Origin of the sequence: Burkholderia sp. PAMC 26561, from assembly GCF_001557535.2 — a bacterium.
Lineage (GTDB): Bacteria > Pseudomonadota > Gammaproteobacteria > Burkholderiales > Burkholderiaceae > Caballeronia.
The window spans coordinates 117,220-131,109 of the sequence record NZ_CP014308.1 but is presented as its reverse complement, the minus strand read 5'-3'; the positions used below and the strand labels follow the sequence as shown (position 1 = coordinate 131,109).

At 56.9% G+C, this 13,890-nt stretch carries 14 protein-coding genes and 2 pseudogenes; 12 read left to right on the top strand and 4 right to left on the bottom strand.

The annotated features are described in order from the left end of the window. Nucleotides 1-45: 45 nt before the first annotated feature. Nucleotides 46-351, bottom strand: a complete 306-nt coding sequence (flgM, locus tag AXG89_RS23545) for a flagellar biosynthesis anti-sigma factor FlgM (protein ID WP_062172847.1) — start codon at nt 349-351, stop codon at nt 46-48. 506 nt (nt 352-857) lie between these two features. Here flgM and AXG89_RS23540 point away from each other — a divergent pair. Both AXG89_RS23540 and AXG89_RS23535 read left to right on the top strand, forming a co-directional pair. Next, a complete protein-coding gene (locus AXG89_RS23540; RefSeq protein WP_062172844.1) occupies nt 858-1,265 on the top strand; it encodes a DUF2384 domain-containing protein in 408 nt (135 codons plus the stop codon). After that, complete coding sequence (locus tag AXG89_RS23535) at nt 1,262-1,783, top strand: RES family NAD+ phosphorylase (RefSeq protein WP_062172842.1); 522 nt, start codon at nt 1,262-1,264, stop codon at nt 1,781-1,783. Before AXG89_RS23540 ends, AXG89_RS23535 begins: the two co-directional genes overlap by 4 nt. A 152-nt stretch (nt 1,784-1,935) precedes the next feature. Here AXG89_RS23535 and AXG89_RS23530 read toward each other — a convergent pair whose 3' ends face one another. Next, nucleotides 1,936-2,151 carry a hypothetical protein gene (locus AXG89_RS23530; RefSeq protein ID WP_062172840.1) on the bottom strand — a complete coding sequence of 72 codons (216 nt, stop codon included), beginning with the start codon at nt 2,149-2,151 and terminating at the stop codon, nt 1,936-1,938. A 391-nt stretch (nt 2,152-2,542) separates the two neighbouring features. Here AXG89_RS23530 and tnpA point away from each other — a divergent pair, with 391 nt between their 5' ends. The 7 genes and pseudogenes from tnpA to AXG89_RS23490 all read left to right on the top strand — a co-directional run bounded on the left by tnpA (nt 2,543) and on the right by AXG89_RS23490 (nt 6,897). After that, nucleotides 2,543-2,965, top strand: a complete 423-nt coding sequence (gene tnpA, locus AXG89_RS23520) for an IS66 family insertion sequence element accessory protein TnpA (protein WP_062172838.1) — start codon at nt 2,543-2,545, stop codon at nt 2,963-2,965. Continuing rightward, the gene (gene tnpB / locus AXG89_RS23515) at nt 2,959-3,306 is read left to right on the top strand and encodes an IS66 family insertion sequence element accessory protein TnpB (protein ID WP_162916115.1); all 348 of its coding nucleotides are present in this window, start codon (nt 2,959-2,961) and stop codon (nt 3,304-3,306) included. The genes tnpA and tnpB overlap by 7 nt, the downstream gene beginning before the upstream one ends. 50 nt (nt 3,307-3,356) lie before the next feature. Beyond that, nucleotides 3,357-4,880: an IS66 family transposase gene (tnpC, locus tag AXG89_RS23510; RefSeq protein ID WP_062172836.1), complete on the top strand. Its 1,524-nt coding sequence runs from the start codon at nt 3,357-3,359 to the stop codon at nt 4,878-4,880. 14 nt (nt 4,881-4,894) lie between these two features. Continuing rightward, complete coding sequence (locus tag AXG89_RS23505; RefSeq protein ID WP_062172834.1) at nt 4,895-5,386, top strand: hypothetical protein; 492 nt, start codon at nt 4,895-4,897, stop codon at nt 5,384-5,386. A 39-nt stretch (nt 5,387-5,425) separates the two neighbouring features. Beyond that, nucleotides 5,426-5,754: pseudogene (locus AXG89_RS23500) on the top strand (lactate utilisation protein LutB domain-containing protein); the annotation flags it as partial. Then, nucleotides 5,751-6,350, top strand: a complete 600-nt coding sequence (locus tag AXG89_RS23495; protein WP_062172830.1) for a LutC/YkgG family protein — start codon at nt 5,751-5,753, stop codon at nt 6,348-6,350. The pseudogene AXG89_RS23500 and the gene AXG89_RS23495, both read left to right, overlap by 4 nt. A 301-nt stretch (nt 6,351-6,651) precedes the next feature. Further along, nucleotides 6,652-6,897: a hypothetical protein gene (locus AXG89_RS23490; RefSeq protein ID WP_062172828.1), complete on the top strand. Its 246-nt coding sequence runs from the start codon at nt 6,652-6,654 to the stop codon at nt 6,895-6,897. A gap of 415 nt (nt 6,898-7,312) precedes the next feature. On the opposite strand, the pseudogene AXG89_RS44745 reads toward AXG89_RS23490, so the two are convergent. Together AXG89_RS44745 and AXG89_RS23475 are read right to left on the bottom strand one after the other, a co-directional pair. Next, nucleotides 7,313-8,012, bottom strand: a pseudogene (locus AXG89_RS44745) (IS6 family transposase). Nucleotides 8,013-8,270: 258 nt separating this feature from the next. Beyond that, complete coding sequence (locus tag AXG89_RS23475) at nt 8,271-8,477, bottom strand: hypothetical protein (protein ID WP_062172824.1); 207 nt, start codon at nt 8,475-8,477, stop codon at nt 8,271-8,273. Nucleotides 8,478-8,665: 188 nt separating this feature from the next. Between AXG89_RS23475 and AXG89_RS23470 the strand changes: the two genes are divergently transcribed. The 3 genes from AXG89_RS23470 (at nt 8,666) to AXG89_RS23460 (ending at nt 13,616) form a co-directional block, all read left to right on the top strand. Beyond that, nucleotides 8,666-9,766, top strand: a complete 1,101-nt coding sequence (locus AXG89_RS23470) for an IS5 family transposase (protein WP_062174050.1) — start codon at nt 8,666-8,668, stop codon at nt 9,764-9,766. Between the two features lie 216 nt (nt 9,767-9,982). After that, nucleotides 9,983-11,275: an IS701 family transposase gene (locus AXG89_RS23465; protein ID WP_062172822.1), complete on the top strand. Its 1,293-nt coding sequence runs from the start codon at nt 9,983-9,985 to the stop codon at nt 11,273-11,275. A gap of 664 nt (nt 11,276-11,939) precedes the next feature. Then, complete coding sequence (locus AXG89_RS23460) at nt 11,940-13,616, top strand: methyl-accepting chemotaxis protein (protein ID WP_082771580.1); 1,677 nt, start codon at nt 11,940-11,942, stop codon at nt 13,614-13,616. Nucleotides 13,617-13,890 lie beyond the last annotated feature (274 nt).

Here is a 13,890-nt window from a genome sequence, read left to right as displayed (position 1 = left end):
CGCCCTCGCTTAACAACGGAAATCGCTCGCTCAGACGAGCTTCCATCAACGCGACTGCGTCTTCATCAGTTCGCTAGCGCTGCTCAGCATACCGCTAGCGATATTGCCCGACTCGATCCTATAGGTGCCGTCGCGAAGTGCGGCCTTGATCGATTCGACCTTTGCCGTGTCGATGTCCGACGCGCCCGTCGCGCTCATATCCGATAAGGACGACAAGCTCACCGACGAGCTTGTTGCATCGGCTGCGATGGCTTGCTGCACCGCGCCCGCGCTTTGCACCTTGCTCTTGGCGGCCATGCGCAGTGGGTTGGTCTGAAGTGCTGCAGGGACGTCGCTGGAGTTGATCTTCATGGTGTGCGCTCCTTAATCTGTTAAATCCTTTAACGGACTCTGGTTCGAAGTCTTAACCATGTTGAAACGCGCGGCCTCACCCTAACCCGCCACGAACTCACACCTGGCGGGCTTCCCAGCTAAATGCAACAAATTGAAACAAAGTGTGAGCAATCCCACATTAGGCCAGTTAGCCTTGTAAAAGGTATAATTTTACTGGAGTTCACTCTCGGTTCGGCATTTTTTGCTTCGTGTCGAGATGAGCGCTTGACTGCAATTTGAAGGGCAGCTGCGTGTTTGGTATAGTCCGGTTCGACCTCTGCTCGCCATCAACGAATGCCGAGCAAACCAAAGAATCGCGCACTGTACGGTGGTGTCTCGACTCCAAAAGTCCACAAGCCGCGCGTAGACAATCCTACTTGGTTTTCTGGTTCAAGGCCGTCACATGCGCGTCGCTTGTTTTCTGAAGCAACGAAACACCGGATGTTGTGCTAGTCTTGTGCATAATTAGTGCACAAGGCGATGCTATGAACTTAAATGCAGATGCAACTGTTCCCGGCGCAGACATCGGCTTTGATCGATTTATGGCGTCGTTGCGTGACCCAGACGACCCCGCACCAATTGTGTCGGCCCGTCGATTCGGCGAGGCTTTGCATATTGACTTGCAAACCCTGGCGCAGCAAGCGCACGTGCACCGCAATACGATCAGCAGGCAACCTGCGTCCGAAAGCGTACAACGGTTTCTTCGTGACGCCCTAAGGGTGATCCGCGCCGCGACTGATCTTGCAGGCGACGTCTCGAGGGCGCTTTTTTGGTACCGAAACGAACCCCTCCCGGTGTTCGACTATAAAACCGCCGAACAATTGGTGTCCGAAGGTCGGGCCGACGATATCATCCGTTTTGTTGCATCCCTCGAAGCGGGCGCGGCGGGATGATTTTTGCGAACCTGTCCGACGTGACCGTATATCGGATGCTCGTCCCAAAGTGGGCAGTCGCGCCGATGAGCGGCGCTGGAGCAGGAACGCATGGCGGTCGCGCGAATCGTGTCGGACTCAACGCGCTTTATCTGGGATTGGATCACGACACTGCCGTCAGAGAGTATCAGCAACTCTCGTCCTTGATGCCACCAGGGACGCTGGTTAGCTACAGCCTCACGGCCGCCCCTATTGTCGATTTCACCGGCGGATACGAGAGTGGCAAGTGGTCTCCTTTGTGGGAGGATTTTTATTGCGATTGGCGCCACTGCTGGTTCAATGAACGGATCGAGCCACCAAGTTGGATCATCGGCGATGAGGTCGTCTCGAGCGGCGCCAAAGGCATCCTCTTCAAATCACGACTAACACCTAACGGCAAGAATCTCGTTCTGTACACAGAGAATTTGGACGCAACAGATCGTCTCGACGTTTTCGATCCGCACAATGCACTGCCGAAAAATCAGTCGTCGTGGGGTTGAACTTCGTACAGCATCAGAACCGTCCATCGTGCGCCCTAGCCTCATATGAGTAGAGGGTAGATACCTTAACGTCGAGAGGCCTGCGGCAGTTTCAAATACCAACGCACCCCTGCCCGATTAAACCGTTGCCATGCCAGCGTCTAACAACCCACTCAGGCGCGCGAGACGAGCCTCATTCGTTCGAGGAACTGGCGACCGTAGCGCGTCAATTGCACGGTAGCTTCTAACGAATTCCGCGATATTTTTTGCTCGGCCACTTCGACGAGTCGGTACCGCCTGAGCGCCTGGACATCCAGATCGAAAGGATCGAGAAATCTGTCGCCACCGCCGAGCGACATGAGTGTTGCAAGTTCGTGATGACTCAGCATTCGATATATCCTCCATGCAATGCAGGGCAACGAGACGATCCTAACCACTCACAGAATGCATTGGTTTACCGATCGGTTTCCGTGCGTTACATCGAGAAATTTGTGTCAGCAGTTTCTGGTGACGTATTCGGGTGCCGGACACGTCGTACCGCACGATCACCGCTCGGAACAGCGCGCGGGTCCCGCCGCTCGGGCGGCCTCAGCTACGGCGCCACCTATGCTGGGCCGATCGGCGTCATCCTGGACCCAACCTTTAGTGCGCGCAAATACAGCAAGATCGTGTTCTCCTCCACGCTGAACGGCTCTTGCACCGTAAGCGTCAGCGGATCCCGTCTTGAATGCGACGTCCCGAATGTGAAGGTGATGCTTTCGTGAGAACGAGGGCAATGCGATGGAAGACGAGATCATTAAGGCTGCAACGGCGATGGGTACACGTCGCCCACGGCAAGGGGAAGCGTTCTGGGGCGAAATGGTTACCACCTGGAAGGCGAGTGGTGTGGGCGCTCGGCGGTTTTGCCGGGAACAGGGTTTGGCGGTCAGCACCTTCAGCCTGTGGCGCAAGAAGCTTTCGACCCACATCAAAGAGATTAAGCAGCCGCTCGCGATTACTGCGGATGCGGCATTCATCGTTTCCAATCTGGATGGTGAACTGGCTTCCTCAAGGCCGCTTGTTGCAACGCAAGCGGCTGATGTGTCGCCGTCGCGTGACGGTGTGACGCTATCGCTCGCTGGCGTTCGTATCGAACTGAGCGGCGTTCACGCCGAGCGCATCGTGCGCTTTGTGCTTGGCCAGCTCGGAGGTGGCCGGTGCTGATTGCCTCGGACGTTCGCGCTTACATCTGTCGCGACCCGGTCGATATGCGCAAGGCGATCGATGGGCTGTCTTATCTCGTCGAGCCGCTACTTGCTCAGAAGCCTGAATCGGGCAACCTGTTCGTCTTCGTAGCGCGAGACCGCTCCAAAGTGAAGATTCTCTATTGGGACCGGACCGGCTTCGCGCTTTGGTATAAGCGTCTCGAAAGAGGCCGTTTCCCGGCACCCTCATTGCTCGCCCAGCGCGGCTTCACGCTCGCCGAGCTCAACGCATGGCTTGAAGGCATCGAGATTCCGGCGCGAGAGCCGCACCGCACCGTGGCAGTAACGCGCGTGACGTGAGGTGCTCCAGCGCAGCGCCGAGCTTGTAAACGTGGCCTGAGTTAGGCATCATGGAACACATGCCACCCAACGCCGTCACTGTCGCGGATCTTCCCGTCGAGCCCGATGCGCTGCAAGCGTTCGCGCTCGAACAGAATCGGCTTGCACGGGTGTTGTGGGAGCAGTTGGAAATCCTCCAGCATCAGATTGCGCAGTTGAACCGTGCGCGCTTTGGCGTAAGCTCCGAGCGCCTGGCAGGCCAAGCCGAGCTGTTTGACGCCGCCACGGATATCCCGGCACCGCCAGCAGTAGACGCCGTTCCTGTAGAGAGTCACACCCGTAAAGGGCGTCCGGCGCTACCCAAGGACCTGCCACGTACACGCATCGAATACGATCTGAGCGACGAACAGAAGATGGCGTTCGATACGCTCGAACGCATTGGCGAAGAGCGTAGCGAGACGCTGCATTACGAGCCGTCCAAGCTGACCGTCATTGAGCACATCCGCTTCAAATACGTGGCGAAGAAGGACAGCGAATCGACCATCGTGACCGCAAGCGCTCAGCCCTCGCCGTTGCCTAAGAGCAATGCAAGCGCCAGCCTGCTCGCCAACGTCCTGGTCAACACCTATGTCGATCATTTGCCGTTGAATCGACAGGAAATGCGCTACGCGCGCCGTGGCGTGTACTTGCCGCGAGCTACGTTGTGCGAATGGAAGCTGGCATCGGCCGAGCTACTCTCGGTACTGCTGCCTAGCTTGCGCGCTCACCAGTTGAAGGCGCCGCGCATGCACGTGGATGACACGACGCTACCTCTGCTTGAGCGAGGGCACCCATCAACGCGCACAGCACGATTATGGGGTTATCTGGGCGCGGGCCAGCGCAACGAGAACGGCTTGTGGGTCGACCATCCGCCGGCAGTCGTGTTCGAGTTCGCCGAGTCGCGTGCTGGAGCACATCCGCTGCTGTACCTAAACGGATACAAAGGGTATCTGCAGGCTGACGCGTATAGCGGCCATGGTGCGCTATACGCGCGCGGCGATGTTATCGAGGTTGGATGTTGGGCCCATTGCCGTCGACGGTTCTTCGAAATTGCTAAGGATCAGAAGGAGCCGGGGCTCGCAGCGCAAGCCCTTCAGTGGATCGCCAAGCTATATGCGATTGAATCACGGGTCAAAGACCAGACACCAGACATCAAGCTCGCGGCACGGCAAACCGAAGCCTTGCCGGTGCTTGCACAGTTTCTTCAGTGGCTCGAGGCGAACAGCATCGGTTTGGTCCCACGAGCGCCGCTTGCCAAGGCATTCGGTTATGCGTTACGGCATTGGGAGGCGCTGATCCGGTACACGGAAAACGGCGTCCTATTGCCAGACAACAATGCTCTGGAACGCCAGATCAGGCCCATTGCCGTCGGAAGATCGAATTGGATGTTCGCAGGTTCTCCACGAGGCGCCCGGGCGGCGGCAACCATGTATTCCCTCATCGGGACGGCTCGCCTTAACGGTATCGAACCCTATGCGTGGCTCGAACGAACGCTTGAGAAACTGCCATCGTATCCCGTCAATCGCGTGCACGAACTGTTGCCGCTCGCCCGTTAAAACACCTCTACACCATGGACATTCTCGACTCGCTTCGGCAGGCGCCCAGCGCCGAGCTATATCGCCTCTATCTAGCTATCGGCAAAATGCTTGATGACCCTCGACGTATTCTCGAAATACGTCAACGCCTGCACCTGGGGATGGCCGTCAACTACGTCGGCGACAACCCGCTTGGACCGCCCGCGCAAGGCACCATAGTTGAACTTCGCCAGACACAGGCCGTGGTTCAGGACAGCGCAACTCGACGCCGTTGGGGCGTACTCTACGCAGCGATCATCCCAGGAACTTCGAATGCTCAGCCTCATGTCGAACCGAAACCACCGCCGAGAACGCAACGTGAGGAATTCTTCATCGGTGACACGGTTGGCTTCACCGACAAGCACCTGAGCGAGCGCGTCGGCATCATCGTTCGACTAAATGCGAAGACCGCCTCGATTGCCGTCAATGACACTGATGGTCACTGGCGCGTTTCGTACTCTCTACTGCGAAAGATCGTCGACATTTAGCCGCGCAACCGCCCTAACGGGTTCCGCTGACGGATACCTTGCACCAACGTGTGTCCGGTCAAAATCAACAAATCAACATCCATGAACAGATAGCCGACTGGCGCACGGTGATGTCAGAGACGCATGAGCTGCCAGTTACGAAGAAGGCGATGATGAAGGCGGCCGGGCTGCTGCTATCAAGCCCCAAGCTGTACCGGGCGGTGTTGCCGATGGCGGACAGCGCGCTGAAACACCTGCCGCGGTTCGTGATCTACAACCGCCTTAATACTTGGGGCAGAGAGCGGGAAATGCCCCCGCCGCCGTTACAAACCTTTCACCAGTGGTATCACCACAACCGGTCAGGCGACGACGGGGGAACGAAACCGTGAGCAACCGCGACGTCATACTCGCTTCTATCCGAGCGCACATGCCCAAGCTGGAACGGCCCGAGCCGGCAGTGCCGTTGTTTGACGGCAATCCGCCGCCCGATCTGCAGGACGCGTTCGGTCACATGTTGGCGAAAATGGGCGGGGAGATGTTGGTGAACGACCTTGTCGACCCTTTGGCATCCGTACAAGCCAAGCTCAAGGACGCTAAGGTGATCTGCTCCAACGTCCCGGAGATCGCCGGTAACCGCACGCTGTCGCCAGGCACACAACCAACCGACCTCGCTGATGTCGACTATGGTGTCGTCCGCGCCGTGTTCGCTGTCGCTGAAACTGGATCAATCTGCCTGACGGACCAGCAACTTACCGTGAACACCCTTGGGTACCTGCCGCAGCACCTGATCGTGCTGCTCGACCCGGCGGACATACTTCCAAACATTCACCACGCCTACCAACACCCAGAATGGCGGGATGCGAACTATGCTGTACTTCAGACCGGGCCCTCAGCCACGGCCGACATCGAGGGCGTGCTCATCCACGGCGCGCAAGGCGTACGCTCCCTTTCGGTGCTTTTGCTCGCAAGGTCACCAATCCCCTGATCGCTGCCGCTCCTCCAGCGCTTATGCAGCATCGTATATGTATTCCCCGGCGCTATATCAAGGAGATAATCCGGACCGATTCGGCGTCAAAATAAATACGCCCTTTCGACATGACCCGAACGGTACACTAATACTGTACTGAGCTTTTAAAGAGGGCCTTGTGTACTCGTAGGTTGATCCAATTGCGGCACCTCAAGGTACGAACGTTTTCGAAGTGTTGCCGCACCCGCAACAGCAGCGAACTATGTGACGATTTGACATCGAACTAAAAAGGCGGACCATGAGTGCCCAATCGATAAGAATGACCGAGCCGATTATTTCTTACGATGAGTCGCTTTGGTTCTCGGCGTACGGCTTCGGCTGGGGTTATTGTTCTTTCTCCATTCCGATCAAATCAGTTTGCGAATATCTGGGCGCGGCAAACGCAACGACGAGACAACTCATGCTCGCGTTCGAATTGAACAAACAGCGTATTTCAAAGGTTCTAGAGCAGATTGAAATTCCTGAGACAAGCGATCGAGTATCCCTAGAAGACTTCGACAATTAGGTGGGTGGCACACATGGATTGGTCGGAATATGTAACAGCTTCACGGCTGCCCCGCGGTCATCAATAATTCGTGATTAACGGGCGTCGAGTTTGTATGCGATGGTAAATCGTGCTTGCCCGAGCAATTTGCGAAAGCCGGGATGTGCTGCTGCTTCGTTTGGTGCAAGCGCCGCGAAATACGTCTGGCGCGGCCTTCGCCCGGCTTCAAAAACACGCGTGAGATGAGCATCATCGCGTTATCCACAGTTTGTATTGAAATGCCTGTGGATAACGTGCGGGACGTTGGCTTAGGTGCCTGACGAGAAACGAGTTTCTCTCAATGACTCGCTACGGGCAAATCCGGGTTCTCGCGGTAAGGCAAGCTGGTCGAGCAAATGCGATTGTTATGCATTGCTTATGAAGCAAGAGAGTAGAATTAGTTGGCGGCAGAAAGCGGCGTTTTGTTTGCGCACTTCATCTGCCCTTTCTTGATCATGTGCATGAGTTCGATGCCGCTCAGAATGACAGGTGCGCAGTCGAAGTCTTTAAACCCCAGCATCCTGCGAGTTCGACCTTTGATTGCCCAATGGTCCTGCTCGACGACGTTGTTCAAATACTTGACTTGACGAACCTTGATGGGTGTCTCACGCTCGGTGTTCACCGCATGCAATGCCGCCAAATTCGAGCCGCTTTTGTCGATGGTCACCCTCTCAGGCGAACCGTTCTGAGCGATTGCCTTTTCAAAAAACGCCTCGCAGCAACCTTGTCCCGCTTGGCTCTGAACAGAAAGTCGATCGTGTTACCCGCCTTGTCTACGGCGCGATACAGGTATTTCCACGAGCCTTTGACCTTGATATACGTCTCATCCATGCGCCAGCTCTTGCCCACTGGGCGCTTGTGCTTGCGAAACGTCTTTTCCAACAGTGGCACCAACTTAATGACCCACCGATGCACCGTTAATAATCGACACCGATGGCGCGCTCGGCCATCATTTCTTCAAGATCGCGAAGACTCAGCGAGTAGGCAACATACCATCGTACGCATAGCAGCATCAAATCTAGCGGATAATGAAGCCGCTTCGAAACCTTGGCAATGCTAGCAGCAAGGTCCGTTCGAGGTGTCGCGCTCTTCTTCATCGTGTGCCGAGGCTAGGTTAGTGCAGCCCGAACTTTACCGCACCATCGTTAATGCGACAGAACCCTTGGCGGCGCCTGCATGCCGCTTCGGTTACCACGACGATCGTGCTAAATTTTTCGATGAAATTTTCTGCAAAAGTCAGCGTGGAGAGCGTATTGGCTCTCGCTAGAGCCACTGCATCGTGACAACCAGGGGCGAGCAACGATATCCACGTTTCAGCCAGTCGCCTGCCGTTACCCAGCGCTTGCGCTAACGCCTCAACACCGCCCAGCTTGGCGGCGCTCGGAGATAGCGGTTAACTCCGCTTCAGCCGCAATTAAATGGCCGGCTTTCAGAAGAGAAAGCGCCAGTTGGCGTGATCTTTCTTCCATGTCATCTTCCGGACGAAAGTCGGCGATCGCCTCACTTATGCGCGCGGCTCGCTCAGGGTCGTTCTCCGGATGAAGCGGCGGATAGATTTTCATGCGAACGTCCTCGCGAACTAAGAATGGGCTATTTTACCTTTCTAAGCGCGAGTTATACGTGGAAAGGGATTGTTGGAAAAGCCTGCCAAGCAGGCCTAGCAGGCTGGTGAAATACCTCGTGTGGCGGTCATCCGGAACGTGGGCGTAAACGTTGAACTGATGTCATCAATGAGAACGAGATGGAACAGATGCGCGGACCGGATGGCTTTACCGAATCTATGTTCACAGTGTTGAAGCTGGATGATTTCGTGCCGAAGGACCATCCGTTGCGTCCGATTCGCACGTGGCTCAATGACGCGCTTAAACGCATGGACGATGTGTTCGCGCGGATGTATGAGGCGGACGTCAAAGGAGGCCGCCCGAGCATCGCGCCGGAGAAGCTGGTGCGCGCTCTTTTGCTGCAGGTGCTGTACTCGATTCGTAGCGAGCGCATGCTGGTAGAACAGATTTCCTACAACATGCTGTTCCGCTGGTTCGTCGGCTTGCCGATGGACGGGACCGTGTGGGACCACTCGACGTTCAGCAAGAACCGCGACCGGTTGCTCGAACACGACGTGCTGGTATTGCTCTTCAACGAGACAGTCGAGACCGCGCGCGAGCGCGGGTATCTTTCTGGCGAACACTTCAGCGTCGACGGTACGTTGATTCAGGCATGGGCCGGGCACAAGAGCTTTGTGCCCAAGGCAAGTCCAGACGATGATGACACGCCTCCTGACGAACCGCCCGCGCCGAATGACAATTGGCGCGGACGGAAACGCAGTAACGAGACGCATCAATCCACGACTGACGAGCAGGCGCGCCTGTTTCGCAAGAGCAAGGGAACTGGAGCGATGCTCTGTTATATGGGGCATGTACTGACCGACAACCGGCACGGGCTGGTGGTCAACGCACAGGTGACGCTGGCGACGGGCACCGCCGAGCGCGACGCGGCCGAGATGATGCTCGCCGATGCCGCAAGTGTTGCGCCGCTCGGCATTACGGTGGGCGCGGACAAGAACTACGACACTGCTGGCTTCGTCGCCAGCTGTCGCGCGAATTGCGTCACGCCGCATGTGGCGCAAAACGATGGACGTCCGGGAGGTTCAGCAATTGACGAGCGAACTACGCGCTGGCCGGGTTACGCGGTAAGCCAGCAAAAACGTAAGCGCATTGAGCAGGTATTCGGATGGGGCAAGACAGTTGGACGAATTCGCCAGGTCATGTATCGGGGACTTGAACGCGTAGACCAGCTCTTCGTGCTGACGCAGGTTGGCTACAACTTGACGCGTATGCGCACACTTGCGGGCTGAGGGGCAATAAGCAATGGCGTAACACCGATATCGTGAACCCGCGAGCAACGTGGAATGCCTGCAAACGTCTTCCGCGTTTCAAAAGTGCGACCCTCAGCATCCGTCGTAATGCACCCGAACGCATCAACGACCGATATTTCAGCAGCCTGCTAGTACTACTGTGTCATAAGATTCATGGCATTATAGGAGCTTCTTCATCCTTTACAAGAGGAAGCGATGGACTGGGAGACATCGTTCGATGAGTACCTGGAGCACCTATGCGACACAATTGGACATAGTGATCGCCATGCCGGCCTGGTGGGCTATTGCCAAGGGTTGATGCTGCCGATTGCGCGTAAAAGTGTCGAGCCGCTGGCAGCCCATCTCGAGCCGCATCGCGTGAGTGCGCGTCATCAGTCCCTACACCATTTCGTTTCAAAATCCGAATGGTCTGACGCCGCATTGATGGAACAGGTTCGGCGCTGGGTATTGCCGCACATGGACCCGTCAAACGGGCTGTACTGGATCATCGACGACACTGGCTTTCCAAAGAAGGGAAAGCATTCGGTGGGCGTGGCCCGGCAATACTGCGGGCAGTTGGGTAAGCCGGATAATTGCCAGGTTGCTGTGAGCTTGTCTGTAGCCACCGAGGAGGCGAGCCTACCAGTCACTTATCAACTTTACTTGCCGCGGGAATGGGCGGACGACCCGGCAAGACGGCAGCAGGCCGGTGTGCCCGATGAGATTGAGTTTGCGACCAAGCCGCAGATCGCCATCGCGCAACTGCGTGAGGCAAGGCAAAGTGGTGCGCCGAACGCAGTGGTGCTGGCTGACGCGGGTTATGGAAACGACGCAGCGTTTCGTGCCAGCGTTGGCGAACTCGGCTTGCAATACGCCGTGGGCATCCAGTCGAGCACACGCGTGTGGCCACCGGGACTTGCCCCGCTGCCGGCTGTACCCTCAACCGGCAAAGTTGGCCGACCTCGAAGCCTGCAACGCCGGGTACCGGGACATAATCCAGTCGCGGTCAAGGACCTGGCACTAGCGCTCGATCCATCTTGCTATCACACGGTTTCGTGGCGTGAAGGCACTCGTGCCGCACTAAGTTCCCGTTTTGCGGCGTTGCGCGTGCGGACCTCTCACCGTGATAATTGGCAGGCTACACCACGCGATGAAGAATGGCTGCTTATCGAATGGCCCATTGGCGAAATCGAACCGACCAAATACTGGCTTTCAACTTTGCCGGAAGAGACGGTTGTGCAACATCTCGTTCACGTTGCCAAAATGCGTTGGCGCATTGAGCGTGACTATCAGGATCTCAAGCAGGAGTTTGGCCTCGGACACTTCGAGGGGCGTGGGTGGCGGGGTTTTCATCATCACGCATCCCTATGCATTGCCGCCTACGGGTTTCTCGTCGCACAGCGCCTGAGTCAAGGCAGTAAAAAAAACTCCGAAGTCCGCAGCATACCTGCCTTACCCGCGGACTACACCCCACGCGGCTCCCCAGCGCATGCAGCGACACGTATCTGATTCGATCGCAACGCTGCGCTGGCGAATTGCTGCCCACATCTCCAAGCAACTACAGAGATGTCCGTATTGCTGTATTGCGCCACCTTGTTTTATGACACAGTAGTACTAGCAGCCGTGAAAGAGCGCGTAGAGGCCGCGCGGACTACCGGTCGTTAAGGTTGCCCTATGCATGAAGCTAATCACGACCGTTGTTGAAATTTAGGGAATATGCTGAACATTTCAAGTAGCATAACCGTTCGACTCAAAGTTCGTACAAATCGGGCCAACCCATGCCCATCATGGCACTTATGCTTCGTTAAATACGGAATATGACTTGAAGGCGAACGCCCGGGCGTTGGCTCCTACGGCGACAAAAAAAACGTCGCGAATTCTGGCGCCTTTTCTTCCCCGAATCATATCCCCCGCGGCAGTCCAGCCTAGGAGGCTGCTTAGAATGTGTCGCTTAAACGAACGCGACGAGCGAGGAATCCAGGTAGCGGGTGGGAAAAGCCTCCATGACTTCGCTAGTCACGGTGATCTGGTATGCAAGGCACCTCACTTGCGGTCTGGGGGGCGCGGAGCCAGCAACGGCCAAGCTACGGAACACTTCAGATCCGCTCATTCCTGCCGATAAGCTGTGGTCGATCCGCGTGATACAGCGCGGTCCTGTTTTACGAGCCCCTTAATGAAACTCAGCCTAAAAATTCCCCTTGCCTTTGGTGCCGCACTGTTGTTTATGTTTGCCGGCGCGCTTTACGGTATCTGTGCGCTCAACCAGTCGATTAACGCGTACGGCACTACTGTGCAGCAGAATGTTGCTAACGAGCGGATGATTTCGGCCACGCTTGTCGCGTTCAAGCTGCAGGTGCAGGAATGGAAGGATACGCTTCTTCGCGGCAAGGACCCGGCCAAACTTAACAAGTACTGGGGCGCATTTAAGACCCGCGAAAGGACTGTCGACGCGCTCGCTGCAGAATTGAAAACGAAGCTGCCCGAAGGCGACAGCCGCACGCTGATCGACAAATTCGCGGCTGCACACGTTTCGATGGGCGTGGGCTACCGCAAGGGTTTCGAAGCATACAAGGCCGCCGAATTCGATCCGTCGGCCGGCGACATGGCTGTGACAGGCGTCGACCGGGAACCCGCGGCGCTGCTCGAACAGGCTGCGAAGAAGATCGCTGCCGACAGTGCGCAAGTCGCCGAAACAGCCGCCATCGACGCGCACCATGCCACCACTATCAGCGTCGCGCTGATGCTCGCCGTGCTGGCGTTGGCAATGGTTGGAGGCTTCCTCTTTAGCCGCTCGGTTGCACGTCCGCTTGGCCGCGCGTTGGGCTGCGCACGCGCCGTTGCGACCGGCGATCTCTCGCTCGACTTCGATTCAAGCGGCAAGGACGAGATCGCGCAGTTGCTCGGCGCGCTGAAGGACATGCAATCGAGCCTTGCGCAAGTGGTCTCCAAAGTGCGTAAGAGCGCTGAAGGCGTAGCTACCGCGAGCGCTGAAATCGCGTCAGGCAATTTGAGCCTGTCGTCGCGCACCGAAGAACAGGCAGCTTCGCTGGAAGAAACAGCGGCAAGCATGGAAGAACTTACTGCCGCCGTGCGTCAGAACGCCGAAAACGCTCGTCAGGCGTCCGTGCTCGCGGACGCCGCCTCGAGCACGGCCTCCAGCGGCGGTGCCGTGATGGGAGAGGTAGTCGAAACGATGCGTAACATTGCCGAAAGTTCGATCAAGGTTGCGGAAATCATTGCGGTGATAGACGGGATCGCCTTCCAGACCAACATCCTCGCGCTTAACGCAGCGGTAGAGGCGGCACGCGCCGGCGAACAAGGTCGTGGATTTGCCGTGGTGGCATCCGAAGTGCGCATGCTCGCGCAGCGCAGCGCCGCCGCGGCAAAGGAGATCAAAGGCTTGATCGCCCAGTCCACTTGCCGCGTTGATGCGGGCTCGGCACTGGTTGCCGGCGCAGGCCAGATCATTTCCGACATCGTAGGATCTGTACAGCGGGTCACGAATATCGTCGGCGAAATTTCCTCCGCGTCGCAGGAGCAGCACATGGGCATCGAACAGGTCAATACCGCCGTCACCCAAATGGACGAAGTAACGCAACAAAACGCTGCGCTCGTGGAAGAAGCTTCGGCAGCCGCGCACGCCCTCACTGAGCAGGCCAACTCGCTACGCAATGCAGTGTTGGTGTTCAAGTTGCCTGACGAATCAAGGCCGTTCGGTGACACAACAGCGTCAGATATTCCCCGCCTGGCTGCAGGTAACGCGACAAAGTCAGGTCGGTCGCCTGCTTCGCTCAAACCGGTTGGTTTGTTGCGGCAAGGCGCAAAGGGCATAGAGCGGGTGACGTTTTGAACGGCGGATTAAGGAAATGGGAAGGCGAAGAGTTAGATCTACGGCATTCGATTTCGCAAAACCCACGCCTGTGTCGATGACCGAAAGAGAGCTATCGCCCACCTCATCGAACCGGAATCAATCTCTTCTGCAGGTGCCGAATTGACCATCGGCGCTTGTGTTTCCGGGAGAACATTAACATCGTACGTCAGAAATTCCGGGCAGACATATACGACGATACGTCGCAGTACACCACCCGGTCGACGCGCACATTAGACGAAAAGCAGTTTGCGTA

Bases quoted from the DNA above. Each gene is read 5' to 3' on its own strand.
- flgM (WP_062172847.1), bottom strand. From the start codon at position 351: ATGAAGATCAACTCCAGCGACGTCCCTGCAGCACTTCAGACCAACCCA.
- AXG89_RS23540 (WP_062172844.1), top strand. From the start codon at position 858: ATGAACTTAAATGCAGATGCAACTGTTCCCGGCGCAGACATCGGCTTT.
- AXG89_RS23535 (WP_062172842.1), top strand. From the start codon at position 1,262: ATGATTTTTGCGAACCTGTCCGACGTGACCGTATATCGGATGCTCGTC.
- AXG89_RS23530 (WP_062172840.1), bottom strand. From the start codon at position 2,151: ATGCTGAGTCATCACGAACTTGCAACACTCATGTCGCTCGGCGGTGGC.
- tnpA (WP_062172838.1), top strand. From the start codon at position 2,543: ATGGAAGACGAGATCATTAAGGCTGCAACGGCGATGGGTACACGTCGC.
- tnpC (WP_062172836.1), top strand. From the start codon at position 3,357: ATGGAACACATGCCACCCAACGCCGTCACTGTCGCGGATCTTCCCGTC.
- AXG89_RS23505 (WP_062172834.1), top strand. From the start codon at position 4,895: ATGGACATTCTCGACTCGCTTCGGCAGGCGCCCAGCGCCGAGCTATAT.
- AXG89_RS23490 (WP_062172828.1), top strand. From the start codon at position 6,652: ATGACCGAGCCGATTATTTCTTACGATGAGTCGCTTTGGTTCTCGGCG.
- AXG89_RS23475 (WP_062172824.1), bottom strand. From the start codon at position 8,477: ATGAAAATCTATCCGCCGCTTCATCCGGAGAACGACCCTGAGCGAGCC.
- AXG89_RS23470 (WP_062174050.1), top strand. From the start codon at position 8,666: ATGCGCGGACCGGATGGCTTTACCGAATCTATGTTCACAGTGTTGAAG.
- AXG89_RS23465 (WP_062172822.1), top strand. From the start codon at position 9,983: ATGGACTGGGAGACATCGTTCGATGAGTACCTGGAGCACCTATGCGAC.
- AXG89_RS23460 (WP_082771580.1), top strand. From the start codon at position 11,940: ATGAAACTCAGCCTAAAAATTCCCCTTGCCTTTGGTGCCGCACTGTTG.